Annotated in this window: 20 protein-coding genes and 1 pseudogene; 12 read left to right on the top strand and 9 right to left on the bottom strand. The window is 71.0% G+C overall.

Annotation, left to right across the window (positions count from 1 at the left end):
- The 4 genes and pseudogenes from AB0F15_RS15275 to AB0F15_RS15260 all read right to left on the bottom strand — a co-directional run.
- Positions 1-393, bottom strand: a pseudogene (locus AB0F15_RS15275) (hypothetical protein); the annotation flags it as partial.
- A gap of 17 nt (positions 394-410) precedes the next feature.
- Positions 411-782 (bottom strand): hypothetical protein, encoded by a 372-nt coding sequence (locus AB0F15_RS15270; RefSeq protein WP_360270268.1) that lies wholly within the window; start codon positions 780-782, stop codon positions 411-413.
- 43 nt (positions 783-825) lie between these two features.
- Positions 826-1194 carry a roadblock/LC7 domain-containing protein gene (locus AB0F15_RS15265; protein WP_360270260.1) on the bottom strand — a complete coding sequence of 123 codons (369 nt, stop codon included), beginning with the start codon at positions 1192-1194 and terminating at the stop codon, positions 826-828.
- A gap of 601 nt (positions 1195-1795) precedes the next feature.
- Positions 1796-2635 carry an LLM class F420-dependent oxidoreductase gene (locus AB0F15_RS15260; protein ID WP_360270258.1) on the bottom strand — a complete coding sequence of 280 codons (840 nt, stop codon included), beginning with the start codon at positions 2633-2635 and terminating at the stop codon, positions 1796-1798.
- 133 nt (positions 2636-2768) lie between these two features.
- On the opposite strand from AB0F15_RS15260, the gene ligA reads away from it, so the two are divergent.
- Together ligA and AB0F15_RS15250 are read left to right on the top strand one after the other, a co-directional pair.
- Positions 2769-4760, top strand: a complete 1992-nt coding sequence (gene ligA / locus AB0F15_RS15255; RefSeq protein WP_360270257.1) for an NAD-dependent DNA ligase LigA — start codon at positions 2769-2771, stop codon at positions 4758-4760.
- A 104-nt stretch (positions 4761-4864) separates the two neighbouring features.
- Positions 4865-5311, top strand: coding sequence for a hypothetical protein (locus tag AB0F15_RS15250; RefSeq protein WP_360270255.1), 447 nt, complete (start codon positions 4865-4867; stop codon positions 5309-5311).
- A 384-nt stretch (positions 5312-5695) separates the two neighbouring features.
- On the opposite strand, the gene AB0F15_RS15245 is transcribed toward AB0F15_RS15250, so the two are convergent.
- Positions 5696-6892: an MFS transporter gene (locus AB0F15_RS15245; protein WP_360270254.1), complete on the bottom strand. Its 1197-nt coding sequence runs from the start codon at positions 6890-6892 to the stop codon at positions 5696-5698.
- A 265-nt stretch (positions 6893-7157) separates the two neighbouring features.
- Here AB0F15_RS15245 and AB0F15_RS15240 point away from each other — a divergent pair, with 265 nt between their 5' ends.
- Together AB0F15_RS15240 and AB0F15_RS15235 are read left to right on the top strand one after the other, a co-directional pair.
- Complete coding sequence (locus AB0F15_RS15240) at positions 7158-10919, top strand: ACP S-malonyltransferase (protein WP_360270253.1); 3762 nt, start codon at positions 7158-7160, stop codon at positions 10917-10919.
- A 3-nt stretch (positions 10920-10922) separates the two neighbouring features.
- On the top strand, positions 10923-12398 hold the full coding sequence (locus tag AB0F15_RS15235) for a hypothetical protein (RefSeq protein WP_360270251.1): 1476 nt from the start codon (positions 10923-10925) through the stop codon (positions 12396-12398).
- 333 nt (positions 12399-12731) lie between these two features.
- Here the strand turns inward: AB0F15_RS15235 and AB0F15_RS15230 are convergent, their stop codons facing one another.
- Genes AB0F15_RS15230 through AB0F15_RS15220 form a run of 3 tightly spaced genes read right to left on the bottom strand, consistent with a single transcriptional unit; the run spans position 12732 to position 15311 of the window.
- Entirely contained in the window at positions 12732-13391 is a 660-nt protein-coding gene (locus tag AB0F15_RS15230) for a response regulator transcription factor (RefSeq protein WP_360270249.1), read from the bottom strand.
- Complete coding sequence (locus AB0F15_RS15225; protein WP_360270248.1) at positions 13388-14452, bottom strand: ATP-binding protein; 1065 nt, start codon at positions 14450-14452, stop codon at positions 13388-13390. Before AB0F15_RS15225 ends, AB0F15_RS15230 begins: the two co-directional genes overlap by 4 nt.
- A 13-nt stretch (positions 14453-14465) precedes the next feature.
- Positions 14466-15311, bottom strand: coding sequence for a UbiA family prenyltransferase (locus tag AB0F15_RS15220; protein WP_360270246.1), 846 nt, complete (start codon positions 15309-15311; stop codon positions 14466-14468).
- 358 nt (positions 15312-15669) lie between these two features.
- Here AB0F15_RS15220 and AB0F15_RS15215 point away from each other — a divergent pair, with 358 nt between their 5' ends.
- Positions 15670-16602, top strand: coding sequence for a BTAD domain-containing putative transcriptional regulator (locus AB0F15_RS15215; protein WP_360270244.1), 933 nt, complete (start codon positions 15670-15672; stop codon positions 16600-16602).
- Between the two features lie 37 nt (positions 16603-16639).
- On the opposite strand, the gene AB0F15_RS15210 is transcribed toward AB0F15_RS15215, so the two are convergent.
- Positions 16640-17866 (bottom strand): serine/threonine-protein kinase, encoded by a 1227-nt coding sequence (locus AB0F15_RS15210; RefSeq protein WP_360270242.1) that lies wholly within the window; start codon positions 17864-17866, stop codon positions 16640-16642.
- 302 nt (positions 17867-18168) lie between these two features.
- Here AB0F15_RS15210 and fabG point away from each other — a divergent pair, with 302 nt between their 5' ends.
- The 7 genes from fabG to AB0F15_RS15175 all read left to right on the top strand — a co-directional run bounded on the left by fabG (position 18169) and on the right by AB0F15_RS15175 (position 25132).
- Positions 18169-18930 carry a 3-oxoacyl-ACP reductase FabG gene (gene fabG / locus AB0F15_RS15205; protein WP_360270240.1) on the top strand — a complete coding sequence of 254 codons (762 nt, stop codon included), beginning with the start codon at positions 18169-18171 and terminating at the stop codon, positions 18928-18930.
- Positions 18931-18935: 5 nt separating this feature from the next.
- Positions 18936-19388, top strand: coding sequence for a MaoC family dehydratase (locus AB0F15_RS15200; RefSeq protein ID WP_360270238.1), 453 nt, complete (start codon positions 18936-18938; stop codon positions 19386-19388).
- A gap of 134 nt (positions 19389-19522) precedes the next feature.
- Entirely contained in the window at positions 19523-20548 is a 1026-nt protein-coding gene (locus tag AB0F15_RS15195) for a phosphotransferase family protein (RefSeq protein ID WP_360270236.1), read from the top strand.
- The gene (locus AB0F15_RS15190; protein ID WP_360270234.1) at positions 20549-21772 is read left to right on the top strand and encodes an acyl-CoA dehydrogenase family protein; all 1224 of its coding nucleotides are present in this window, start codon (positions 20549-20551) and stop codon (positions 21770-21772) included. It begins immediately after the preceding gene.
- Complete coding sequence (locus AB0F15_RS15185) at positions 21769-22953, top strand: acyl-CoA dehydrogenase family protein (RefSeq protein WP_360270232.1); 1185 nt, start codon at positions 21769-21771, stop codon at positions 22951-22953. The genes AB0F15_RS15190 and AB0F15_RS15185 overlap by 4 nt, the downstream gene beginning before the upstream one ends.
- On the top strand, positions 22950-24044 hold the full coding sequence (locus AB0F15_RS15180) for an acyl-CoA dehydrogenase family protein (protein WP_360270230.1): 1095 nt from the start codon (positions 22950-22952) through the stop codon (positions 24042-24044). Before AB0F15_RS15185 ends, AB0F15_RS15180 begins: the two co-directional genes overlap by 4 nt.
- A gap of 209 nt (positions 24045-24253) precedes the next feature.
- A complete protein-coding gene (locus AB0F15_RS15175; RefSeq protein WP_360270229.1) occupies positions 24254-25132 on the top strand; it encodes an alpha/beta hydrolase in 879 nt (292 codons plus the stop codon).
- The last annotated feature ends 3 nt before the right edge of the window (positions 25133-25135 follow it).

The following is a 25135-nucleotide window of genomic DNA, read 5'->3' as shown; positions in this document are numbered from 1 at the left end:
CCCGCCCGCCCCCACCCGCGCCCCCGCCCCCACCCCCCCCCCCCGGCGCCTGGGCCTCGGGCCCCGCCGGGGCCGGCGCGGGGGGGGGGGCCCCGGCTCGGCCGCCACCTCGTCGGCGAGCACGACCAGGGCCCGGATCGCAGATCCGGCGAGCTCGACGCGGATCCGCCGCCCGTTCGCGTCGACGAAGAACCGCAGCACCCGGCCGGCCACGACGGCACCCGACCGCAGCCGGACCCACTCCGCGACGGCGTCGGGCGACGGACAGGACGAAACGAACGTGAACGCCAGCTCTTCACCGGCGAGGCTCATCGTCACGGGGAACGGAGCACCGAGATCGTGCACGAACGCCGAGCCGATGACGAGTGCGGCGCGGGAGCCGCCTCCGGTCATCGCCTCCTCCTCCCGAGCTACACCTGGAGATCCGTTTCGATGCGTTTGAGGTAGTGCCGGGCCAGCGCCAGGTTCGCCCGGTCGCGGTCCAGCACCAGGTACAGGAACAGCGAATTCCGGGCACCGACCGAGTTCAGCAGCCGGATCAGGTGGTACTGGCGGTGCAACGTGATCAGGATGTCCTCGATGGAATCGTTGAGCGCCAGCGAGGACATGACCCGCAGTTTCGACCGCACCACCTCAGTGTTGCCGGCCGCCGCAACCTCCAGATCCAGCCAGTCACCGCCGCCGCTGGTACCGAGTGACATGCCGCTTTCGTAGTCGACCAGCGCGACGCCGACGGCGCCGTTGATGGACATGGCTTCCTTGAGTGCCGTGTCGATGTTCATCATCGTGCTGCTTCCTTCCGTGAACGGGTGGTCGGCCGACGTGCTACGCGGCCAGGATCGAGGCGATCCGCTCGATGACGGGCCGGGATTCGAAAAGGAGGCGACCGACGTTCAGACCTTTGTCCCCCAGCACGACCATCAGCGCCAGCCGCCCGATGGCGTAGACGGCCATATAGCCCTCGCTGCCGAACACCACGGTCTGGTGCAACGTCCCCTTGCCGGTGATTTCGGCTGCCTGCCGCGCGATCCCCAGATCGGCCGCGGCGAGCGCGGAGATCTTCGCCGGGTCGATGTCGTCGGCGGCGTCGGCGATGATCGGGATGCCGTCGACCGCGGCCAGCACCGTATCGGTGACCCCGGCGACGTTTTCCCGCAGGTTCCGCAGCTCGCCGGCGAGTGCTTCGAAGTTCAATACTGTTTCTTTCTGCTTCGTAATTGCGGAAGGCGAGTAGCGAAAGAATCAACCATTCGGGCTGCTCTCGACGGCACGACCCTACCGGCGTCATTACTTTTCGCCAACAAGCACCGGAGCCCGAATTTCAGCATCACACGATCGAGTGAAACAGTTTACGCGTCGCAACAGAAATATCTTGACGGTCGCTCTCACGGTCCATTGATCACGAAACCGAGCTTTTCGACGTCCGGGATTTCCGGCGAGCACCGGGAGAAGCCACGACACCGCGGGCCGGACGGCGGCGCGCCGCCGGTGCTGTCACTCCACGAGCCCGGGACCTTCGCGATCCGGCCCGACACGGCCCGCACCCGGCCACCGTGAGTGACGATCCGCGGAACCCGCCTTCGCCGGTTCGGCGGCTTGCGCCGCCGGCCGCACACCGGGCACTGCGGCACGCCCGCAAGCGACCTGACCGAGCCGGGCGGTCTTCGATGCGCGGCTCGGTCAGGCGGCATCCTCGTCGGCGTCCGGGAGGGGGTCCGCCAGGCGGACGGCACCACGCCGGCGCTATGACCGGGCGGCCGTCGTCGCGCGGCGACGACCCGGCCGGCTCCGCGGTTCAGCGCAGCGGCTCGAGCACCTTCGCCAGCGGCTCCAGCACCGCCGGGGTGTGCGGCGGCGACAGGTAGACGATCGCCAGGTCCACACCGGCCTCGCCGAGCGCCTCTGCGTCCGCCGCCACCTTGGCGTAGTCGAGGTCCGGGCCGAGGCGGACGTGCGAGGACAGCGTGATCTCGGCCGGGTCGCGGCCGATGTCCGCGCAGTGGCGGTGCAGCACGTCACGCTTGTGGGCGAATTCTTCGGGCGTGCCGCCGACGAAGTTCCAGTGCTGGGCGTACTTCGCGGTCGTGCGCAGCGTGCGCTTCTCGCCGCTGCCGCCGATGCAGATCGGCGGGTGCGGCTTCTGCACGCCCTTCGGCTCGCAGCGGGCGTCGGTCAGCTGGTAGTGCTCACCCCGGAAGGTGGTGGTCTCCTGCGTCAGCAGCCCGACGAGGACCTCGCAGGCTTCCTCGAACCGGTCGCTGCGCTCCTTGATCGAGCCCAGCTCCATGCCGTACGCGCCCGACTCCTCTTCGTTCCAGCCGGCGCCGACGCCGATCTCCAGCCGCCCGCCGGAGACGATGTCGAGCGTCGCGGCCATGTTCGCGAGCAGCGCGGGGTGGCGGTAGTGGATGCCGCTGACCAGCGTGCCCAGCCGCAGCCGCTTGGTGGCCTGCGCGAGCGCGGTGAGCGTCACCCACCCTTCCAGGCAGGGGCCGGTCGAATCGGAGAAAATGGGGTAGAAGTGGTCGAAGGTCCAGCCGGACTCGAACAGTTCGATTTCGTCCGCGGCCTGCCACACGGCGAGCATGGCGGCCCATTCGGTGTTCTGGGGCGAGGTCTTGATGGCGAATCGCATGATCGCCATCGTAAGCCTGGAGTTCTTCCAGGATGCGGTTTCGGTGCCCGACGGCCTCGTCCACCGTCGTCGGCGGCCCGCGGCACCGGCCGCGGCCGGTTTTTGTCGGACGTGCCCGGTAACGTCCTCAGGCGTGAACGCTCAGGAGCGCATCCAGGAACTCGCCGACCGCATCGTGGTGCTGCGTGACGCCTACTACCGGGGCTCGCCGCTGGTGGCCGACGCGGAGTACGACGTCGTCGAAGACGAGTTGCGGAGCCTGATCGGGGCGCACCCGGAGCTCGCCCCCGACCCGAACCCGCTCGACCAGGTCGGCGCGCCCGCGGTGCTGCACGCGCCGATCCGGCACTCGCGCCCGATGCTCTCCCTGGAGAAGGCGACCAAGCCCGAGCAGGTCGCGGCCTTCTTCGACCGCTTCCCCGGGCAGCCGGTGGTCGTCATGCCGAAGCTGGACGGGCTCTCGCTGGCCGTCGTCTACGAAAACGGGCGGCTGGCCAGGGCGATCACCCGCGGGGACGGCACGACCGGCGACGACGTGACGATGCTCGTGCGGGCCCTGACCGACGGGATCCCCGCCCGGGTCGACGCGCCGGGCCGCGTCGAGGTCCGCGGCGAGGCCGTCATGCTGCGCTCGACCTTCGCCGCCTACAACACCGCCCACCCGGACAAGCCGCTGATCAACCCGCGCAACGCCGCCGCCGGCACCCTGCGTGCCAAGGATCCCGCCACCGTCGCCGAGCGGCGCCTGCGGTTCTTCGCGTTCGACCTGTCCACCGAGCCCGACAACGCGGAGACCGACCTCGGCCGCGCGCTGCACACGCTCGGCTTCACCGCGGCCGACATGCGGCACTGCGCCGACGCCGCCGAGGCGCAGGCAGTGATCGGCGAAATCGAGGAGCAGCGCCACGAGCTGGACTACGACCTCGACGGCGCCGTGCTGCGGCTGGCGAGCCGGGACGCCTACGCGGCGGCCGGGACCCGCTCGAGCTCGCCCCGCGGCGCGCTGGCGTTCAAGTTCGCCGCCGAGGAAAAGACCACCGTCCTGGCCGATGTGGTCTGGGACGTCGGCAAGACGGGCAAGATCGCCCCGGTCGCCTGGCTGGAACCGGTGTTCGTGGGCGGCACCACGGTCACCCGCGCGACACTGGCCAACCAGGAGGTGATCCGCGCCCGCGGCATCAAGATCGGCGACACCGTGCTGGTGCGCCGGGCCGGCGACGTGATCCCGTTCGTCGCCGGCGTGCTCGACGCCTCGAAGCGCACGGGTGCCGAGCGGGAGATCGTCCCGCCGGACGCGTGCCCGTCGTGCGGGCAGCCGCTCACCGAGCAGGGCAACAGCCGGGAACTGTTCTGCACCAACGTTTCCTGCCCGGCCCAGACCGTGCGGCGGCTGATCCACTGGGCGTCACGGGCGGCGGCGGACATCGAGGCCGTCGGCGGTGTGTGGATCGAACGGCTGGCCGAGGCGGGCATCCTGGAGCACCCTTCGGACTTCTACGCGCTGACCAAGGAGAAGCTGCTCGAGTTCGACCGCATCGGCGAGGTTTCGGCCACGCGGATGATCGAGTCGATCGACGCGAGCCGGTCGGTCGGCCTGCGCCGGGCGCTGATCGGGCTGGCGATCCCGATGGCGTCCGAAGGCACGGCCACCCGCCTGTGCCGCGCGGGGTTCGGCTCGCTGGAAGACGTCGCGGACGCCGGTGTCGAGGGGCTCGTGGCCGTGGAGGACATCGGGCCGAAGGTCGCGGCGTCGCTGATCGAGCACCTCACCCGGCTGCGTCCCGAGCTCGAACGCCTGCGGAAGGCCGGGGTTTCGCTGGACGTGCGCGAGGAGGACCTCCCGCCGGTCGTCGCGGCCGGCGCACCACTGGCGGGCAAGACGGTGGTGGTCACCGGTTCGATCAGCGACCCCCGGTCGGGTGAGAAGGTCCCCCGCCCGACGTTCCAGCGGCTGTGCGAGAAGGCGGGCGCGACCACGGCGACCTCGGTTTCGGCGAGCACGGACCTGCTCATCACCGGCGCCGACGTCGGGGCGAGCAAGCTGACCAAGGCGGAGAAGCACGGCGTCGAGGTCGTCGACCAGGGCGAGATCTGGCAGCTGCTGATCTCGGCCGGGATCGTCTAGCCCGTCGCACTGTCTCGGTCCACGGACGCAGGTCACCCGTTCGTGGCTACCCCTCGGAGGCGACACTGAGCGCGGGTAATCCGCCTCGTCCGAAGGGAAGCACGATGACCACGCCGCCGACCGATCTGGTGCTCACCCGCCAGCTCCACGTGCACGAGTTCCTCACCGGGCGGGGCTGGCACCTCGACGGCGCCAGCGATCCGGGCGAGGCCTGGTTCGCCGGCGACCCGCGCGCCGGCTGGCACTACCCCGCCAGCTACGGCGGTCAGCGGATCAACGACGTCGCCGGCACCACCCCGGTGCGGCTGCAGAGCCACTTCACCTTCGACGACCAGGGCGAGGAGGTGTTCACCGTCGTCCCGGCGGGCAACCTCAGGGGCAACGGCTGCTCCGAGCACGACACCAGCGAGCGGTTCTTCCCGCTGACCGCGACGGGTGTCGTGGACCTGGACGAAATCGCGACGCTGCTCGACACCCTCGAGCCGCGCGCGCGATCCCTCGACCCGCGCGCGTTGATCGAGTGCCGCTACTTCGGCCCCTGCAAGCGCTGACCCGCCGCCGGCGCGGCGTGCGCCGAGCTTCGCCGCCGGGGTGGTGCGCACCGCGTTCGCCCGCGCCAGACCCCGCGCGCTGCCCGGTCCGGTCCGCAACAACCGCCAGGACCCGCGGGCCTCCCCAGCCCCGCCGCGACCTCCGGCACCACGCCGACCCCCACCGGAATCCGTTCTGCCACAGGGCTCCGCGCGCCGGCACGCCGGCCGCGGACAGCGCCGTCTCATCGCGGCCACCGCCGGCACGAACAGCGACGCGGTGCTCCCACCCGTGAGCGAGCCGCCTTCCCAGCTCCGGGCAAGACGGCCAGCCCACGCGGGACCCGAGCACCGAAACGCCCGCTTCCGGTGCGGAAGCGGGCGTCCGGCTCCAGGAAAAGTGCGTCAGCTGATGGCCGCCTGGGGAGTTTTCTGCGACGTCCCCGTGACCTCCGGGCGCCGCCGCCGCGCCGCCGCCGACCCGGCCGCCAGGACGGCCAGGCCCACCACGTTGACCGCGGCGCCGACCCACAGCGGCGAGACGAACCCGAGTCCGGCGGCCAAGGCCAGGCCACCGAGCCACGCCCCGAGCGCGTTGCCGATGTTGAAGGCCGCGATGTTGGCGCCGGAGGCCATCGTCGGCGCGTCGTCGGCGTACCGCATGATCCGCAGCTGCAGGCCGGGCGCGGCCGCCAGGCCGACGGTGCCCATCAGGAACAGCGAGATGATCGTCAGGACCTGACTGTGGGCGGTCAGTGCGAACACCGCGAGCACCGCCGTGAGCAGGGTGAAGATCACCAGCAGGGACTTGTCCAGCGCCCGGTCCGCCGCCTTGCCGCCGACGAAGTTGCCGGCGAACATGCCGACCCCGAACAGCACCAGCAGCCACGGCACCGTGGTGGCCGCGAAGCCGCTGACCTCGGTGAGCGTGAAGGCGATGTAGGTGAACGCGCCGAACATACCGCCGTAGGACAGCACGGTGATCGCCGCCGAGATCCAGACCTGGGGCCGGCGGAACACGCCGAGCTCACCGCGCAGGCTGGTCCGGCCGACGGGCTCCGGCTGCGGAACCAGCACCCCGATGCCGGCCAGGGTGACGACACCGATGGCGGTGATCGCCCAGAACGTCGAACGCCAGCCCAGCTGCTGGCCGAGCAGGGTGCCGAGCGGGACGCCGAGCACGTTGGCCACCGTCAGGCCACCGAACATCAACGCGATCGCGCTCGCCTTCCGGTTCTCCGGAACCATCTCCGCCGCGACCACCGCACCGACGCTGAAGAACGCGCCGTGGCACAGGGCCGCCACGATCCGGCCGAGCAGCATCACCGAGTAGACCGGTGCGACCGCCGAAATCAGGTTGCCCGCGATGAACAGCACCATCAGCCCGAGCAGCACCTTCTTCCGGTCGAACCGGGTGATCGCCAGGGTCAGCGCGATGGCGCCGAAGGCGACGCTGAGCGCGTAACCCGAGACCAGGTACCCGGCCACCGGCTCGGTGACCCCGAAGTCCGCCGCCACCTCGGGAAGCAGACCCACGATCCCGAACTCGGTGAGCCCGATGCCGAAGCCTCCCAGCGCCAAGGCGAGAAGCCCGATAGGCATGACTACCCTCCATTTCCTGTGCACGCCTCGTGGGTGAATGACCTCAGCGTAGGCGGGACGCCGGAACGGGCACCGCCCACGGAAGTGCCATCGTCGCTACGACTTTGGTAACACTGCCGCCTGTCTCATCGGCTCCACCAGCACCGATTCGCTTGAGCCCGCTGTCCGGCGCTCCTACTTTCGATACCACGCGACGCCGATCGGCGGTAGCGCGAGGTTCCCGTTTCCCGTCGAGGACGAACTCCGGACAACTCAGGGAGAGACGATGAGATTGGTTCCTTCCCGTGCACGTTCGACCGGGCACCCGCTCGGCCAGCGCACCATTCCCCCCGCCCGCAAGCGTGCGCCGTCGCCCGGGCCGCACCCCGTCGCCGGGGTCTTCCCCGGCCTGGGCAGCCGCGCCGCGTACCAGAACCTCGGCCGGCACCTGCTGGATTCCGGGAGCCCGGCAGTCCGCGAGGTGTACGACCAGGCCGCGCGGGCGTACGGCGTCCCCGGCCACCCGGAGAAGCTTCTGCTGATCCCGGAGAACCTTCCGGCGGAAAGGCTGGCGCAGCAGGCTTTCCTCGGCGCGGCGATCCTGACGCACAGCCTGGCGCTGGAGGCCCACCTGCGGGACACGGCGGCGAAGAGCGGGATCCCCCTGCACTTCGTGGCCTACACCGGGGAAAGCTTCGGGATCATCACGTCGGCCGTGGCGAGCGGGGCGCTGTCCGTCGGCGACGGCGTCGAGATCGCGCGGGTCTTCACGCCGCTGATGCTGGTGGCCGCCGAAGGCGCGGTTCCCGAAGAACCGATCGCCCGCGAGGTCGCCGCGTACCTCCCGGAATCGCTGCACGGCCGGCAACTGGTCCCCGAACCGTTCCACGTCGTCGCCCTGAAGGGTGATCCCGAAGAACTCGCCGTGACCCTCTGCGAGATCGGGAAGGAATTCCCCAAGGTCGATGTCGAAATCCACAAGTTCTATTCGGACCGGCAGACGAATGTGTACGTCCGCCGCGGCGTCAAGACGGATTTCGACGAGTTCATCGGCCGGTTCCCCGGGGTGCGGGCGGAGGAGCTGAAGAAACCGACGAACTTCCTGGCCCATTCCGGCCGGATGAGCGGCGTGCGGGAAACCCTCGGCCGCTTCCTGGACGCGAAGGGCCTCGAGTTCCGCACCCCGCACACCCCGGTGGTCTCGAACCACGGCGCGGGGCTGCTCACCACGGCCGAGGACGTCCGCACCGGCATCCTCGCGATCACCGACGAGGTCATGGCGTCGCGGGAGACCGCGGCGACACTGGCGGACCTGCACCCCGAGCTGGTGGTGGAGCTGGGGCCGGGGGAAAAGTCCGTGCAGCTGCTGACCGACAACAGCCTCGCCGTCCCCGTCACCGCCTACACCGGCACGACCGACCCGGTCCTCGGCGTGCTGAAGCAGGTCGACGTCGTGCTGGGCGAGCTGGCGAAGCTGCGCGACTCGGGCGACCGCCTGGCCGACGAGCACCTCGAGCCGCTCCGCGACCTCTTCCGGCTGACGTCGGGCCATCCGTTCGGCGAGGAGTACCTCCACCGGACCCTGCGGCGCGTCGTCACCGACGAGCTGCTCCGTCCCGAGCGGGACGCCGCACCGGCCTTCTACGAGCTTCTCGAGGTCTGCCAGCACACCTACCGGCACCGCGCGGACGTCGACGCCGGCCACGGCGAGCTGGTGCTGCGGGCGCGGCTGACGAAGGAGCTCACCGGGGACCGGCCGGGACAGGTGCACACCGAGCTCAGGGTGCTCGACCAGGCGGGCCGCGTCACCGACCGGACGCTCGCCACCACCGGGCAGCACGAAGTCGTGGTCGTCCACTTCGACCGGCTCGCCGACCGCGGCGAGACGGCCATCCCGCGTCAGCAGGCCCTGTTCCAGGCGCTGCGCCACGACCGGCCGGCGCTGTTCCGGCAGAACGACTGCTACCTCGAGGGAAGCGACCCCGTCGGCTGGCTGGCGGCACTGGCGGCGTCCGGCGCGGCGCCACTGGCCGACGTCGTGGCCCTCCACGACCTGTCCCGGGAGATCGGCCCGGGCCTCGATCTGGAGGCCGCGCTCGACCGCCTGCTGTCCGCGCTGACCCACCCCGAGCTGCCCCTCGTCTCGCCGGCGGGCGTCCCGCTGTGGTCGGCCAAGGACATCGCGGCCGCCACTCGCGGCGTCTTCCTCGACGGCGCTCTCGACAGCGGGCTCCGGCGCGTGCACCTCAACGGGAACTGCCGGGTCCTGGCGCTCGGGTCGGCGCTGGAGGCCGCCGGCGTCGACGCCGGGCCGCACCACGCCGACGTCATCCCGGTGTCCTCCCCCGCGGAAATCCGGACGAGAGGCCTCAACGCGGCGCTGGACGAGTTCGAGGACCAGTGCATCCTGTCCTTGACCGTGGAGCACGAGAAGGTGCTGCGCTACGCCCAGAGCCGGCGGGTGCTCAGCGGGACCGTCAACGCCTACGTCGGCATCGGGGAACGCGTGCTGGGCTTCGGCAAGGGCGGCAGCGAGTCGATGACGATCTTCCTGCGGAAGGACGGCGAAGACCGGACCATCGTCCGGAAGGTGCTGAGCGAGGCGCTGACGACGGTCAGCTGGAACCCGGACGGCCGCGGCGTGATGCTGCCGCCGTTCGCCAAGGCCCGGAAGCAGGCGGAGTACCTGCAGGCCCTGCCGGAGGCCGTGCGGCGGTACTTCCCCGAGGTCTACGACATCCGGGAGCGGGCCATCCCGGTCCCGCCGCACCTGCGCACGGACGGCCCGGCCACCCGCAGGGAAGTCATCTACGAGATGAGCTACGTCCCGGGCGAGGAGGTCAGCCGGTTCGTGGAGCGGAACTCGCCACCACCGGCGGTGGTCGCCCGCCTCTACGAGCAGATCTTCCGGGTGCTGAACCGGGAGGTGCACACGGTGAACCGCGTCCCGGCGCCGGGCGAGACCCTGGACGTCTCCTACTTCCGGAAGATCGAGGACCGGCTGGCCCTGTGCCGGCGCACGGCGCCGCGCACCTTCACCCCGGAGCTGCTCGACACCGAACGGATCGTCATCGACGGCGTGAGCTACCTCAACGCGCCGGCGCTGCTGGCCCGGTTCCGCGCCCACCCGGAGTACCTCCGGATCCTGGAGCCGCGGTTCCACTCCCTGGTCATGGGGGACACGAACACCGAGAACATCAAGGTCGAGAACACCGTCCCGCTGCTGCACGCCCAGTGGCTGATCGAGACGGGCGCTGCACGCGAGGAGATCGACGCGGCACTGGCGGCGATCACGGCGGAGTCCCTCGGCATCCGGTTCCTGGACCCGCGGGCGATCGGCTTCAAGAGCGAGGGCCGGGACACCCGCGACGACGCGATGTACGACAACAAGCCCTGGCACAACTCCATCGGCCACTACGACGAGATCCACTACGAGCAGTTCACCCTGCGGGTCCGGACCGGCGCGGGCCGGACGCCCCGGGTCGACATCGGGTTCGTGGCGGGGAACCCGTACCAGAAGTCCTACGGGGTACGGGATGTGGTGGCCCGGGGCGGATCCGTCGACCCGGACGCGCCGCGCGGGATGGAGGACCACTTCGCCGCCGTGATGGCGGCCGTGCACCGGGACGACCCGGAATCCCGCCAGCTCAAGGATCCCTACTGGCTCATCCGGTTCGTCTTCATGATGGGCACCCACTTCACGGCGATGCCGCCGTTCCACTTCCAGTCCGAGCTGGACGGCACGCTGACCGACACCTACCAGGCGCAGCGCCGGCCGGTGGCCATCTACTGCGAGGGCGTCAAGTGGCTGAACTGGGCGCTGCAGATGCTGACCGGCGAACGGACGGAGTTCCTGGGGGTGCCGGTGCCGCCGCTGGCCCACCTGGAGCGGCCACGTCGTCGGACGACGTCCGCGGGCCGCACCACGCGCCGTCGCGCGGTGCCCGGGCAGCACGCCCCCCGCTCACCGCGGCCGAGCACGCGCCCGGCCGTCACCGCACAACACACCACCGGGCTCCCGCACGCCCGGCAGAAGGAGGAGGGCTGACCCATGACCAGTGCATCGCCGGCCCTGCCGGTGACCGGGCTGGACGACCTCACCACCGAGTCCCGGATGATCGCGACGCCGTGGAGCCGCATGGTCCGCGGCATCGGGCTCGGCCAGTACCCCATCGGCTACGACCCCGTCGCCGCCGAACGGATCCGGCACACGTTCGGCCTGCTGGCGGCCAAGGTGCCGCCGGCCAACTCCTACACGCTGTTCTCCCGGCTGCTGGCGGATCTGATCCTGAACGTGGCGAACCCGGCCACGGACTTCTCCCGGGTCGACGTCGGCTCGGCCGTCGGGTCCATTGTGGATGCCGTGCGGTCGGAGGAGAACCCGTACTACCGCGTCACCGCGGGCAGCATCCTGATGGACGCGTTCGCCAAGCTGGGGCTGGACCACAAGCTGCTGGTCAACGAGTGGATGGACTTCCCGGCGGAGATCCTCGCCGCGACCGATCAGATCCGGCCCGACCGGATCAAGGACGAGAACAGCGGCCGCCACGGCGACTACGAGCGGCTTTCCGCTTGTACCGCGGTGTTCCTCGCCCTGGGGCAGCTGGGCCTGGCCGACCGGCTGGTCGCCGGCGAACGCGACCACGTCCGCGAGGCGCTGGACCTGCTGGAGCGGATCCCCGCGCCCTTCTTCCGCGGGCGCGGTGGTTCCATGCTGCTGTCGGTGCTCTCGCTGCTGGGCTACGACGAGTACGTCTCCGGCGGACCCCGGGACTACCTGAAGGAAGTCCTGGACCACCTCGACCGCGCGGACGAGGTGAACCTCCCGCCGGCCTTCCCGCAGCCGATGACCGAAGCGTTCGGGACGATCTACCCGCTGCTGACCATGCTGAACGCCATCGCGATGTCCGGTCGCGCCGAGTACCTGACCTACCGGAAGGACCGGCTGGCGGAGGCGAAGGAGCTGCTGGGCCGCATCGATCCGGTGGAGCGGACCCACATGGCGCTGTACTACCTCGTGGCGCTGCACAACCTGGGCCGCCTGGCCACCGAGGTGCCGGACCTGGACGCCTTCGTGGAAGACGTGCTCGGGCAGTGGGAGCACGCCGATCCCGGCGCGAACTTCTTCCGCAACGGGATCGCCTACCCCTACATGATCGAGACGGCCATGGTGACCGGCCGGCCGGACCTGATCACCGAGCGGGGGCTGGACCGCCTGGTGGACTCCTACCCCGACCTGGACCGGACGGAGCTGGACCGCACCAACCGTCCTTATCCGTTCAGCTACGCGCTGAACATGCTGGGCGAGATCGGGGAGGCGGACCGGCTCTTCGCGCCGTCGGCCCGGTACGGCGGCCGATCGGCGGTGGCCTGGGTCGTCGACCACCTGTCCGACGGCGGCCGGGCCGAGGGGAACCGGCTGTACATGCTGGACCACGCGCTGGTCAGCTACGCCCTCCGGTTGCGGGGCCCGGACCGCGCCGAGACGGAGCTGTTCCGGAGCTTCCGGTTCCGGCTCACCTCCTGAGCCCCCGCACGAAAATCCCCGGTCACCTTGCGGTGGCCGGGGATTTTCGTTGTCGTGGTCACCTGTTCGCGCCGGCGAGGGGGCCGCCCGGAACCGCCGGTGCGGCCGTTCGCTCGCACTCGGGCCGCCAGGTGCCCACGTGCACCCACTGCCGCCGCCACCGCAACGTGGCCAGCACCGTCGACCGCGCACAGCGCGGACACGGCTGGGGCATCGAGTCGATCCACATCGCTGCCATGCGAACCTCCGAGGGTATCGAAGTTTTTCCGATACCCGGAGAATCGCAGACGACGGCTACGTCACGGTTATGTGCGAGTCCTCAATGGACAGTAGTCAGCGGTCGAGGCCGTCGATGAGCCGGGCCTGGGCCGCCTTCTTGATCGCGTCGACGCGGGACACCGCCCCCAGCTTGCCGTAAATGTTGGTGAGGTGCCGTTTCACGGTGCCCTCGCTGATGAACAGGCAGGAGGCGATCTGGGCGTTGCTCATCGCCGCGGCGACCAGCCGGAGCACCTCCAGCTCCCGATCGGAGAGCAGGGTCCGCTGCTCCTGCTGGCGTTCGAGCGACTCCATCGTCGCGCGCGGGATCGACAGCAGCACGTTGTCCCGGGTGCGGCTCACCGACCGGATCGCGGTGATGAGCTCGTCGCGGGCGATGCTCTTCACCAGGTACGCCGCCGCGCCGTAGTCCAGCAGGTCGCGCACGAGCGCGGGCGCGTCGTGCATGGTCAGGATGACCACGGCCGTGTCGGGGGACGTCCGCCGGACCCGCTCGATCACCGCTTTCGCGCCGGGCCCGGGCATCTCCACGTCGAGCAGCAGGACGTTCGGCCGGTGGCGCTGCACCAGCGTGATGACCTCGTCCCCGTGGGCGGCTTCGCCGGTGACGTCGAATTCCGGGTCCGTGGACAGCAGCTCGCGCAGCCCCTGGCGGAACAGCGTGTGGTCGTCGGCGACGACGATGGTCACCTTCGTCTCGCTCGCACCGGTCATCGATGAGCTCCGAGGTGGGTGATCACGATCGAAATCTCCGTCCCGACGTCCGGGGTGGCGGTGATCGAGAAGGTGCCGCCCAGAAGTTCGAGCCGTTCACGCATGGACGACAGCCCGACCCCCGAGCGCGCGGCCAGCGCGGCGGCGAGGTCGAACCCGCGCCCGTCGTCCCGCACGGTCGCGTGCGCCTCCGCGCCGGCCACCGTCACGGTCACCTCCAGCGTTTTCGCGCCCGAATGCAGGACGGCGTTCCGGACGGCTTCGCGGAGCACGACGTACAGCTCCTCGCACACCTCGTCCGGCAGGTGCTCGTCGCCGGTCACCGACACCGTGGCGCGGATGCACGGCGGGACCCGCGTGGCCACGTAGTCGTCGAGGGCCTTCGCGAGGCCGCCGACCTCGACCGCGGACTCCCGCAGTTCCCTGGCCAGCCCCCGGATCGAGTCGAGCGCCTCGCGCAACGCCGTGCGGGCGGTGCCGATCCGGGCACGGGCCCGGGCCGGATCCGTGTCGGCGTAGACGTCGTACAGCTCGAGGTCCTGCAGGGCCACGCCGACCGAATGGGCGGCGCGATCGTGCAGCTCCCGGCCGATCCGGCGCCGTTCGTCGCGGTGGGAGTGGTTCACCTTTTCGAGCAGGAAGCTCGCGTAGGACACCGCGCCGATCCCGACGCGGTGCATGATCGACTCCTGCAGCGCGCCGGCGGCGGTGAGCAGCGTGGAGTCCTGGTCACCACGCAGCCGGGTCCGCTCCAGCACCACCGGGAGCAGGACCCGGTACATCGTCACCGCGGCGTGGGCCGACTCGATCGGGTGCACGCCCCGGCTCGCACGGCTGGCCCCGATCTCGACGCTGAGCCGTTCGCCCTCGGTCGGGGGTGCCGGGGTGCCGGCGATCGCGGTCTCGACGTCCTCGAGCACGGACTCGGCCTGGCGCAGCAGCTGGGCGGTGGCCTCCGGGACTTCGGCCAGGCGGTTGCGCTCCGCCTGCAGCTGTTTCCGGAACGACCGCACGGTCGCCCGCCGGAGAGCGGCGGGGAACATCCCGTCTTCATCGGCCACGCCGACGATTCTCTCACAGCGGCGAAGTCAGCCCAAGGCAGCCGAACAACGCGATGTGCGCACAGTATTGGGTCACCATGAACACCCGATAAGGGCGGCGTTGCGCGGATCGGGCACCGCGGCTCAGCGACGTGAGCACCGTGCCGGAAAGCGCTGCCGATCCGGCGAGCACGACTACGGCCGCGGGGAGTATTCCGATCCCCCGGACAGCGCAAAGAATGGTGAAGGTGCCGCCGACGGAACCGGCCGCGACGGCCATCACCGCGCGTGCCCGGCCCTCACCGAGCAGCACCGGCAGCGTTTTCCGGCCGGCCAGCCGATCGCCTTTCGCGTCGGCGAGGTCCTTGGTCGATCCGCCCAGTCCCATCCACAGGGACATCATGAGGCCGAAGAGGAACACCGGTTCGGTCACCCGGCCGCCGCCGGCCGCCGACCAGCCGGCCAGGTAGGTGAGCATGCCCAGCGCGGTCACCGACGCGACGAACCCGGCCAGGTTGGCCTTGAGCGGCCACGGCCCCAGCGAGTAGGCCCAGCCGACCCCGAGCATCGCCGCGGTCAGCAGGACCTGGGTCGTCGACACCGCCGCCGCGAACACGAGCGCGGCCACCGACAACGCCCCGACGATCCGGCTCGCCGAGCGCCGGGACAGTTCGCCCCGCGCGATGGGGCGCTCCTGGCCGTTGGCGCGGTCTTCGACGACGTCCGCAACCCCGTTCAGCAGGTAGACGGCCCACGTCGCGGCGAGCCAGCCGAGCGCGGCCGCCAGGAGCGCGGGCCTGTTCACCGCACCGTACGCACTGCCCGCCACCCCCAGCGCGGCACCCGCGGCGAAGCGGAGCAGGAAAATGATCTGGACCACCGGCCGTGCCTCCCGCCACGCGAGGCGCATCCTGCGCAGCAGCAACTCCGGCACGGACCGGGCTGAAGGAAATCGGAACGAACCACTCGGAATCATCGTCGAAGTCATCGGCACCTCCGTTCGACCGGGGTCTTCGGTGGAATGCGGCAAACAACCGGAGATTCTGCGGCCCGCGGATGAGCGGCGACACCGCCGGAAGCGGAAGACGGGCTACGACGTTCGTGACACCACCCGTCGACCATCGTCCCGAACCGGTTCCTCGTTGGCGGGCCCGGCATTGAACGGCGGGGCACGGCCGCTTAGCGTGGAATCGCGCATCGAGCTAATGGTTCTTCGTGGTCGGATGGGGGACGGCAGCATGCGAAACGACGATACGGCGCCGGAAAACCGGGGTGGCCGGAACAATGATACCGCGGTCGTGGTGCGGTGTTTCGGCGCTTTCGAGGTGTCCGTGGGCGGTGCCGCGGTGACGTGCTGGCACGCGGGCAAGGCGCGCAACCTCTTCCAGTACTTGCTGCTCAACCGCGGGCGCATCATCCGGCGGGAGAAGCTGTTCGAGACGTTGTGGCCGGGTGGCGCGTGGTCGCGATCGTCGAGTTCGCTGAAGGTGGCGGTGCACGGCCTCCGCCGGACGCTCGACCAGGCGGCCGGCGGCGCACCGGGCCACCGGCCGATCGAAGTCGTCCACCGCGAGCACGGCTACCGGCTCGACGCCACCGGCCTGTGGCTGGACATCGACGAGTTCGACCGCGCCCTGCGCGCGGCGCACGCCGCCGAGGCGCGGGGAGCGCGAGCCGAAGCCACGGCCTGCTACCGGCGGGCCGCCCGGCTGTACACCGGCGACTTCCTGGCCGGGGAGGACGGCGACTGGGTCGACGAACAGCGGGCGTACTACCGGACCCGGGCGCTGCACGCGCTGACCTGCCTGCGCGCCGACGCGCTGCTGCGGGGTGACCACGCCGGGGCCGTCGACGCGTGCCGCCGGATCCTGGACATCGACCCGTACCAGGAGGAGGTGTACCAGACGCTGATGGTCCTGCACGCCCGGCGCGGCGAGCTCGGCCAGGTGCGCAGCTGGCACCGGATGTGCGTGCGGCGCCTGCGACGCGACCTGGACGTAGCCCCGGCCGAGACCACGCGGCGCATCTTCATCAGGGCCGTCCGGGGCGAACTCCGGGCTCCGGAGGCGAGGACGGCGCGAACCGACGGCGCGCGCCGCTGCCCGGCACCGCGATCGAGGCGCCCGCCCGGCGCGCGGCCCGCACCCCGCATCGTGCGGCCACGCCGCTGAGCCGGGCGGGACCACCGGCCGGCTTCGGCCGCAGCGGTCACCGTTTCCCCGTCGTCCCTCCGGGCCCCTTGTCCTTCCCGGCGGCCGGACCGGCATCGCGGCCCGGGCGCGGACCGCCATCCTGCTTCGCGGGGCCGCCATCGGGCTTCACCGGACCACCCTCCGGATTCCCCTTGCCGGTCTTGGCGGGTCCCACGACCCCGACCGTCACCGGCTTCTCGGCCCGCCCCGAGGCGGGCACGACGACCGGCGCGGGGGACGAGGTGCTCGGCGGCGGGACCGCGGCGGATGTGGTGGGCGGGGCGGCTTGGGGCAGCCGCGCCGGGGAGGTCCCGGTCTCGGCCGGAGTGCCGAGCACCACCGCGAGCACGGCCGCCGCGGCGGCCGTCACGAGCACACCGCCCGCAGCCGGCACCCACCGCCGGCGCGCGGGCACCGGAGCGGCAAGCGGAACCGCGGCCGCGGTAGCCGGAACGGCGGGCTCGCGCAGCAACTGCAGCAGCAGCTCGGCACCCGGCCGGTCCGCGGGTTCGCGGGCGGTCATCCGGCTCAGCGTGCGCGCGAGCGGGTCCGGGGTGCCCTCGGGTATCCGGGGCGCCCGGTGCAGCCGGGCCATCGCCGACTCCGCCAGGGTGCCCGGGAACTCGCGCTGCGCGGTCAGGCACTCCAGCAGGAGCAGTCCGAGGGCGTAGACGTCGGCGGGCGGGCCGGCCTGCTCCCCCAGGATCTGCTCCGGCGCCAGGTACGCGGCGGTGCCGGTGACCAGTCCGGTGCCGGTGAGGTGCGTGGAGTCCAGCGCGTGCGCGATGCCGAAGTCGGTGATCAGCGGGCCGCCGGGGCCGAGCAGGACGTTCGCGGGCTTCAGGTCGCGGTGCACGATGCCGCGCGCGTGGACGTGGGCCAGGGCGTGCGCCAGCCGGACTCCCAGCTCGCCGACCTGCTCCGCGGTGAACGGCCCGGCGCACAGCCGTTCGGCGAGGTTCTCCCCGTCGACCAGCTGCATCACCAGGTACGGCCGGTCCCCCTCGGTGCCGCTGTCGAACAACGCCACCACCCCGGGGTGCTGGACGCTGGCCAGCAGGGCCTTCTCCCGCGCCCGGCGCAGCTGCTCCACGGCCACCGCGTGCCGGTCGTAGACCTTGACGGCGACCGCCCGCCCCAGCTCCCGGTCCACCGCCCGGTAGACCCGCGCGGTGGCCCCCTTCCCGATCAACGGCCCGACTTCGTAGCGCCCGGCGAGCACGTCCGGCACGTCGTTCGTCATCCGCAGGCACCCCGTCCACCTCGTGGTCCTGAACCGGTACCCGGAAGGCGGACCCGCGCAAACGCGACCTTCGACGCGGGTACGCGCCGAACGGCCCCGTCGTCGGCCACCGCTGGGCACGTGGAGTAACGGAGCCAACCCCGTTCTCCCACTCGGAACAGGCGGCTTCGCGCCGCCGACACGGCTAAGATCCTGTGCGCGCCTACGTCACATCGGGATCTCCTCCCGCGTATCGCCAAGTGACCAACCGCTTAGTAGGCTCGCTGACACGAGCCCGTTTCTCAACGACGAGGAGGTCCCCCGTGACCGATTCCCCTTCCCGTGTCGCCGTGGTCACCGGTGCCGGCCGCGGCATCGGTGCCGCCGTGGCCGCCCGGCTGGCCGATGACGGCTTCGCCGTCGGGCTGCTGGACCTGGACGAGGCCGGCGTCAAGCAGGGCGCCGAGGCGATCGTCGCGAAGGGCGGCAAGGCCGTCGGGGTCGCCCTCGACGTCAGCGACGCCGAGCAGGTCGAGGCGGCCGTCACCCGCGTCGCCGACGAACTCGGCCCGCCGGTCGTGCTGATCAACAACGCCGGCATCACCCGCGACAACCTGATCTTCAAGATGACCGAGCAGGAGTGGGACTCCGTCCTCGGCGTGCACCTCAAGGGCTCGTTCCTGATGACCCGCGCGGTGCAGAAGTACATGACCCAGGAGAAGTACGGCCGGATCGTCAACCTCTCCAGCACCTCGGCGCTGGGCAACCGCGGCCAGGTCAACTACTCCGCGGCGAAGGCCGGCATGCAGGGTTTCACCAAGACCCTCGCCATCGAGCTCGGCAAGTTCAACGTCACCGCGAACGCGATCGCGCCGGGCTTCATCGCCACCGACATGACCGCGGCGACCGCCGAGCGGATCGGCATGAGCTTCGAGGACTTCAAGGCGGCGGCCGCGTCGCAGATCCCGGTGCAGCGCGTCGGCACGCCCGAGGACATCGCCAACCTGGCCTCGTACCTGGTCAGCGAGGGCGCCGGGTTCGTCTCGGGCCAGGTCATCTACGTCGCCGGCGGACCGAAGGACTGAGGCCGATGCGCGAGTTCGAGAACCTCGACGCCTTCGCCGCCGCGGTCGGCGAGCACCTCGGGTACAGCGAATGGGTCAAGATCACCCAGGACCGGGTGAACCAGTTCGCCGACGCCACCGACGACCACCAGTGGATCCACGTCGACGAGCCGATGGCGACCGCGGGCCCGTTCGGCGGCACCATCGCCCACGGCTTCCTGACGCTCTCCCTGCTCTCGGCGTTCGGCCCGAAGATCTACCGGGTCAACGGGATCCGGATGGGCATCAACTACGGCCTCAACAAGGTCCGCTTCCCGCAGCCGGTGAAGGTCGGCTCGAAGGTGCGCGCCGGGGCCGAACTGGTCGAGATCGTCGACATCCCGGGCGGCAAGCAGGCCGTGTCGCGGTGGACCGTCGAGATCGACGGTGAAGCGAAGCCCGCCTGCGTCGCCGAGTGGGTGACGCGTTTCCTCGCGTGACGCCCCCGCCAAAGCGGCACTTTCACGTGAAAGCTCCGCTTTGCGCCACAAAGCGGCACTTTCACGTGAAAGTGCCGCTGGCCGCGCATACCGACTGGTCGGTATGATGCCCCGATGACGCTGATGGAGGCACGATGAGCCGGACCGATCCGCCCGGGCTCGACCTCGGCCGGCTGCGCGCCCACCTGGACGCGCGGCGGGCCGGCCTGGTCGACGGGGAGCTGACCGCGGACGTCGTGGAGGGCGGCCGGTCGAACCTCACCTACGTGGTGGCCGACGGCCGGACGCGCTGGGTGGTGCGCCGCCCGCCGCTCGGGCACGTGCTGCCCACGGCGCACGACATGAGCCGCGAGTTCCGGGTGATCTCGGGCCTGCGTGACACCGCCGTGCCGGTGCCCGAAGCACTGCTGCTGTGCGAGGACACCGACGTCGTCGGGGCACCGTTCTACGTGATGAGCTTCGTCGAGGGCACGCCGTACCGGACCGCGGAGCAGCTGAGCGAACTCGGCCCGGACCGCACCCGGGCGATGGCCGACGCGCTGGTCGGCACCCTCGTCGACCTGCACGCGGTGGACCCGGCCGCCGTCGGGCTGGGTGACTTCGGCCGGCCGGAGGGCTTCCTGGAGCGGCAGCTGCGACGGTGGAAGAAGCAGCTCGACGCCTCCCGCAGCCGCGACCTCCCCGGCATCGACGAGCTGCACGACCGGCTCGCGGCGGCGGTGCCGGTGTCCGGTGAGCCGTCGATCATTCACGGCGACTACCGCCTCGACAACGTCCTGGTCGACGGCGACGACCGGATCTCGGCGGTGCTCGACTGGGAGATGTCGACGCTGGGCGACCCGCTGACCGACCTCGCGCTGCTGGTGGCCTACGCCGAGCGCGACAAGGTGTCGCTGCCGTTCGTGTCCAACGCCAGCTCGGCGCCGGGCTACCCGGGCACCGACGAGGTCGTCGCCCGCTACGCCGAGCTGTCCGGGCGGGACGTCTCGCAGCTGAACTGGTACGTCAGCTTCGCGTTCTTCAAGCTGGCCGTGATCCTGGAAGGTATCCACTACCGCTTCAGCAAGGGCCAGACGGTCGGGGCGGGTTTCGAAGGCGTCGGTGCCGGGGTCGCGCCGCTCATCGCGCACGGCAACGAGATTCTCAAAGAGGAGAAGTAAATGGACTTCGCGTTCGACGAGAAGACCGAGGAGCTGCGCGGGCAGCTCCTCGAGTTCATGGACTCGCACATCTACCCCGCCGAGCCGGTGTTCGAGCGGCAGCTCGCCGAACGCGACGACCCGTGGGCCATCCCGCCGGTCATGGAGGAACTGAAGGCCGAAGCGCGCAAACGCGGCCTGTGGAACTTCTTCCTCCCCGGCGACCACGGCGCGGGCCTGACGAACCTGCAGTACGCGCCGCTGGCGGAGATCACCGGCCGCAGCATCCGGCTGGCGCCGACCGCGCTCAACTGCGCCGCGCCGGACACCGGGAACATGGAAGTGCTGACCATGTTCGGCAACGAGCAGCAGCAGAAGCAGTGGCTGGAACCGTTGCTGAACGGGGAAATCCGCTCGGCCTTCGCGATGACCGAGCCGGACGTCGCCTCCTCCGACGCCCGCAACATCGAGACGGCCATCCGCCGCGACGGCGACGAGTACGTGATCAACGGCCGCAAGTGGTACATCTCCGGCGCGATGAACCCCGCGTGCAAGATCTTCATCGTGATGGGGAAGACCGATCCCGAAGCCGCGCCGCACAAGCAGCAGAGCATGATCCTCGTCCCCCGCGACACGCCGGGCCTGACGGTCAAGCGCGGCATGCACGTCTTCGGCTACGACGACAGCGACCACGGCGGCCACGCCGAGGTGCTCTTCGAGGACGTCCGCGTGCCGGTGGAGAACCTCATCGCCGGCGAGGGCGACGGGTTCGCCATCGCCCAGGCCCGGCTCGGCCCGGGCCGCATCCACCACTGCATGCGCGCCATCGGGATGGCCGAGCGGGCGCTGGAGCTCATGTGCCGCCGGGCGATCTCGCGGGAGGCGTTCGGCAAGCCGATCGCCCAGCAGGGTGTGGTGCAGGACTGGATCGCCGAATCGCGCGTCAAGATCGAGCAGCAGCGGCTGCTCGTGCTCAAGACCGCGTGGCTGATGGACACCGTCGGCAACCAGGGCGCGCACACCGAGATCCAGGCGATCAAGATCTCCACCCCGATCACCGTGGAGTGGATCCTCGACAAGGCCGTGCAGGTGCACGGCGCGGGCGGGGTCAGCCAGGACTTCCCGCTGGCCGCCATGTGGGCCGGGAACCGCACGCTGCGCCTGGCCGACGGGCCGGACGAGGTCCACAAGCGCTCGCTGGCCCGGCGCGAACTGAAGAAGTACCTCTCGGAGGGCGCGAAGTGACTGTCACCGCCGAAGACCTGACCCGCCAGGCGACCGAATTCCTGGCGTCGCACGACCCCCATGACACAGCCCCCCTGGACTTCCTGCGGGCCCGGTTCGACGCCGGTCTCGCCTGGATCCACTTCCCCGCCGGGCTCGGCGGGCAGAACGCGCCGCGCGCGCTGCAGTCCGTTGTGGACGAAGTGTTCACGGAGGCGGGCGCGCCGGACAACAACCCGCGCCGGATCGGCATCGGCCTCGGCATGGCCGCGCCGACCATCCTCGCCTTCGGCACGCCGGAGCAGCGCGAGCGCTTCCTGCGTCCATTGTGGACCGGCGAGGAGGTCTGGTGCCAGCTGTTCAGCGAGCCCGGCGCCGGCTCCGACCTGGCCGCGCTCGGCACCCGCGCGGTGCGTGATGGCGACGACTGGATCGTCACCGGCCAGAAGGTGTGGACGTCCGGCGCGCACGAGTCGCAGTGGGCGATCCTGGTCACCCGGACCGATCCGGACGTGCCGAAGCACCAGGGCATGACGTACTTCCTGTGCGACATGACCGCGCCCGGTGTCGAGGTCCGGCCGCTGCGCCAGATCACCGGCGAGGCCGAGTTCAACGAGGTGTTCCTCACCGAAGTCCGGATTCCGGACACCCAGCGCCTCGGTGCGGTCGGCGAGGGCTGGAAGGTCGCGCAGACCACGCTGATGAACGAGCGCGTCGCGATCGGCGGGCACGTCCAGCCGCGCGAAGGCGGCCTGATCGGGATCGTCGCGAAGACCTGGCGGGAGCGGCCGGAGCTGCGCACGCCGGAGCTGCGTGACCGGCTGGTGCAGCACTGGGTCGAGGCGGAAACGCTGCGGCTGGCCGGCACCCGGCTGCGCCAGCAGCTGACAGCGGGCGCGCCCGGTCCGGAAGGCTCGGCCATGAAGGTCGCCTTCTCGGAGCTCAACCAGGCGCTCACCGGCCTGGAGGTCGAACTGCTCGGCGAAGAGGGCCTGGCCTACGACGACTGGTCGTTCCGGCGCCCGGCGATCGTCGACTTCACCGGCCGCGAAGCCGGTTACCGCTACCTGCGCGCGAAGGGCAACTCCATCGAGGGCGGCACCTCGGAGGTCCTGCGCAACATCATCGCCGAACGCGTGCTGGGGCTGCCCTCGGAGCCGCGCGTCGACAAGGACGTCGCCTGGAAGGACCTGCCCCGATGAGTGACCTGCTGTACTCGGACGTCGAGGAAGACCTGCGGGCTTCGGTCCGGGACCTGCTGAAGGACAAGGCTTCGGCCGAGGCGCTGCTGGCCCGCGTGGAGACGGCGGAGCCGTACGACCTGAAGCTGTGGCGCACGCTGGCCGACGAGGTCGGCGTCGCCGGGCTGGCGGTGCCGGAGGAGCTGGGCGGGCACGGCGCGTCGGCCCGCGAGGTGGCCGTGGTGGCCGAGGAGCTGGGCCGCAGTGTGGCGCCGGTGCCGTTCCTCGGCAGCGTCGTGCTCGCGACGACAGCGCTGGTGCACGTGGGCGCGCGCGAATTCGTCGGCCGGCTCGCGACCGGGCAGGCGATCGGTGCGCTGGCCGTCCCGCTGTCGACGGCCCCGGGCGCGGGTTTCCCGTCGTCCGTGACCGTCTCGGCCGAGGGGACGTTGACCGGGCGAGTGGGGACGGTCGCCGACGCGTCGGTGGCCGACCTGCTCGTGGTCCCGGCCGCCGGCCCGGACGGTCCCGCCCTGTACGTGGTCGAGGCCTCGGCCGCGGCGGTGTCGGAGCTGGTCTCGTTCGACCTGACGCGCCGGGTGGCCGACGTGCGGTTTTCGGACACCCCGGCCACGCTGGTCGCCGCGGGCCCGGAAGCCGCCGCGGCGCTGGAGCAGGCCCTGCTGTTCGGGGCGGGCATCCTGGCGTCGGAGCAGACCGGCGTCGCGGAGTGGGCGCTCACCGAGACCGTGCGCTACCTGAAGGGCCGGTACCAGTTCGGCCGCCCGGTCGGCGGGTTCCAGTCGCTCAAGCACCGGCTGGCGAACCTGTACACGGACCTGGTCCTCGCCCGCGCGGCGGCCCGCAACGCCGCCGACGCGCTCGCCACGGGCACCGACGTGCCGATCGCGGTGGCGGTGGCCCAGGCCCGCAACGCGCCGATCGCCGTCCACGCGACGGAGGAGGCGATCCAGCTGCACGGCGGCATCGGGATGACGTGGGAACACCCGGCGCACCTGTACCTGAAACGGGCGAAGGCGGACGAGATCGCCCTCGGCACCCCGGGCCGCCACCGCGCCCGGCTGGCGGAACTGGTCGATCTGCCCGCCTGATCTCCCCGAGACGCGGCCCGGTTCCCCCGATCGACGGCGGGACCGGACCGCGTCGCAGGCACCATTTATGAAGAAACTTCAGCTTCGTCGCGAATTTTCGCTCATCTGAGCGAAAATTTTGTGAGGCAGACCACTGTGTAGGTAAAAGGGTGACAAAAATGCCCTTCTTCCCATGGTTCTCCCGGGCGAGCGGATCTAACCTGAGCGCCATGGAAACAGCCGTCGCGCCGACCGACGCCGGTGCGCTGGAGGAATTGACCGTCACCGTCGGCGGTCACCACCACAGTGCGCTCGCGGCCGGGCCCGTTTCGGGCGAGCTCGTCCTGCTGCTGCACGGCTGGCCCGAGTTCGCCGACGCCTGGACCGAGCAGCTCCACGCCCTCGGCGAGGCCGGCTACCGCGCGCTGGCCGTCGACCAGCGGGGCTACGCCGCGGGAGCGCGTCCCGACGGCGTCGAGCACTACCGCCTCGACCTGCTGATGAGCGACGTCCTCGCGTTCGCCGCCGACCAGGGGGCGGACCGGTTCCACCTGATCGCCCGCGACTGGGGCGGCATGGTGGCCTGGGCCATCGCCGCCGCCCACCCGGACCGGCTCCGGTCCCTGACGGTGCTCTCCACCCCCCACCCGTCGGCGCTCCGACGAGCGGCGGCCACCGACGACGGCCAGTTCCACGACCTCGGCTACATCCGCTTCTTCCGCCGCGCGGTCGGCAAAGCCGAGAATTACCTCTTACGTGACGAAGCCGCGCAATTACGCGCTGTTTACAACCGTCGGATTCCGGCCGATTTCGTGGAACGCGCGGTGGCCCGGCTTTCGGAACCGGGTGCGTTGACGGCCACGTTGAATTGGTACCGCGGCGCGACGACCGACGAGTTCGACATCCCGGCGGGCCGCATCAAGGTGCCGACGCTGTACCTGTGGGGCAGTGAGGACCCGTACCTCGGCCAAAGCGCGGCGGAGCAGACGGTCCACCACATCGACGCCGAGTACCGCTTCCAGATCGTCGAGGGCGCGACCCAGTGGATGGCGATGGAGGTCCCGGACGAGGTGAGCGCCTTCCTGCTCGACCACCTCCGGCGGCACTAGCCC

The organism is Amycolatopsis sp. NPDC026612 (assembly GCF_040638285.1).
Taxonomy (GTDB): domain Bacteria; phylum Actinomycetota; class Actinomycetes; order Mycobacteriales; family Pseudonocardiaceae; genus Amycolatopsis.
Note: the sequence above shows the minus strand (reverse complement) of the source record. Positions and strands in the feature narration are given on the sequence as shown.

Excerpts from the sequence above, each read along its gene's own strand:
- AB0F15_RS15250 (WP_360270255.1), top strand. The coding sequence starts at position 4,865 with ATGACCACGCCGCCGACCGATCTGGTGCTCACCCGCCAGCTCCACGTG.
- AB0F15_RS15270 (WP_360270268.1), bottom strand. The coding sequence starts at position 782 with ATGAACATCGACACGGCACTCAAGGAAGCCATGTCCATCAACGGCGCC.
- AB0F15_RS15180 (WP_360270230.1), top strand. The coding sequence starts at position 22,950 with ATGAGTGACCTGCTGTACTCGGACGTCGAGGAAGACCTGCGGGCTTCG.
- AB0F15_RS15240 (WP_360270253.1), top strand. The coding sequence starts at position 7,158 with ATGAGATTGGTTCCTTCCCGTGCACGTTCGACCGGGCACCCGCTCGGC.
- AB0F15_RS15230 (WP_360270249.1), bottom strand. The coding sequence starts at position 13,391 with ATGACCGGTGCGAGCGAGACGAAGGTGACCATCGTCGTCGCCGACGAC.
- AB0F15_RS15175 (WP_360270229.1), top strand. The coding sequence starts at position 24,254 with ATGGAAACAGCCGTCGCGCCGACCGACGCCGGTGCGCTGGAGGAATTG.
- AB0F15_RS15210 (WP_360270242.1), bottom strand. The coding sequence starts at position 17,866 with ATGACGAACGACGTGCCGGACGTGCTCGCCGGGCGCTACGAAGTCGGG.
- AB0F15_RS15215 (WP_360270244.1), top strand. The coding sequence starts at position 15,670 with ATGCGAAACGACGATACGGCGCCGGAAAACCGGGGTGGCCGGAACAAT.
- AB0F15_RS15195 (WP_360270236.1), top strand. The coding sequence starts at position 19,523 with ATGAGCCGGACCGATCCGCCCGGGCTCGACCTCGGCCGGCTGCGCGCC.
- AB0F15_RS15260 (WP_360270258.1), bottom strand. The coding sequence starts at position 2,635 with ATGCGATTCGCCATCAAGACCTCGCCCCAGAACACCGAATGGGCCGCC.
- AB0F15_RS15200 (WP_360270238.1), top strand. The coding sequence starts at position 18,936 with ATGCGCGAGTTCGAGAACCTCGACGCCTTCGCCGCCGCGGTCGGCGAG.
- AB0F15_RS15245 (WP_360270254.1), bottom strand. The coding sequence starts at position 6,892 with ATGCCTATCGGGCTTCTCGCCTTGGCGCTGGGAGGCTTCGGCATCGGG.
- AB0F15_RS15190 (WP_360270234.1), top strand. The coding sequence starts at position 20,549 with ATGGACTTCGCGTTCGACGAGAAGACCGAGGAGCTGCGCGGGCAGCTC.
- AB0F15_RS15235 (WP_360270251.1), top strand. The coding sequence starts at position 10,923 with ATGACCAGTGCATCGCCGGCCCTGCCGGTGACCGGGCTGGACGACCTC.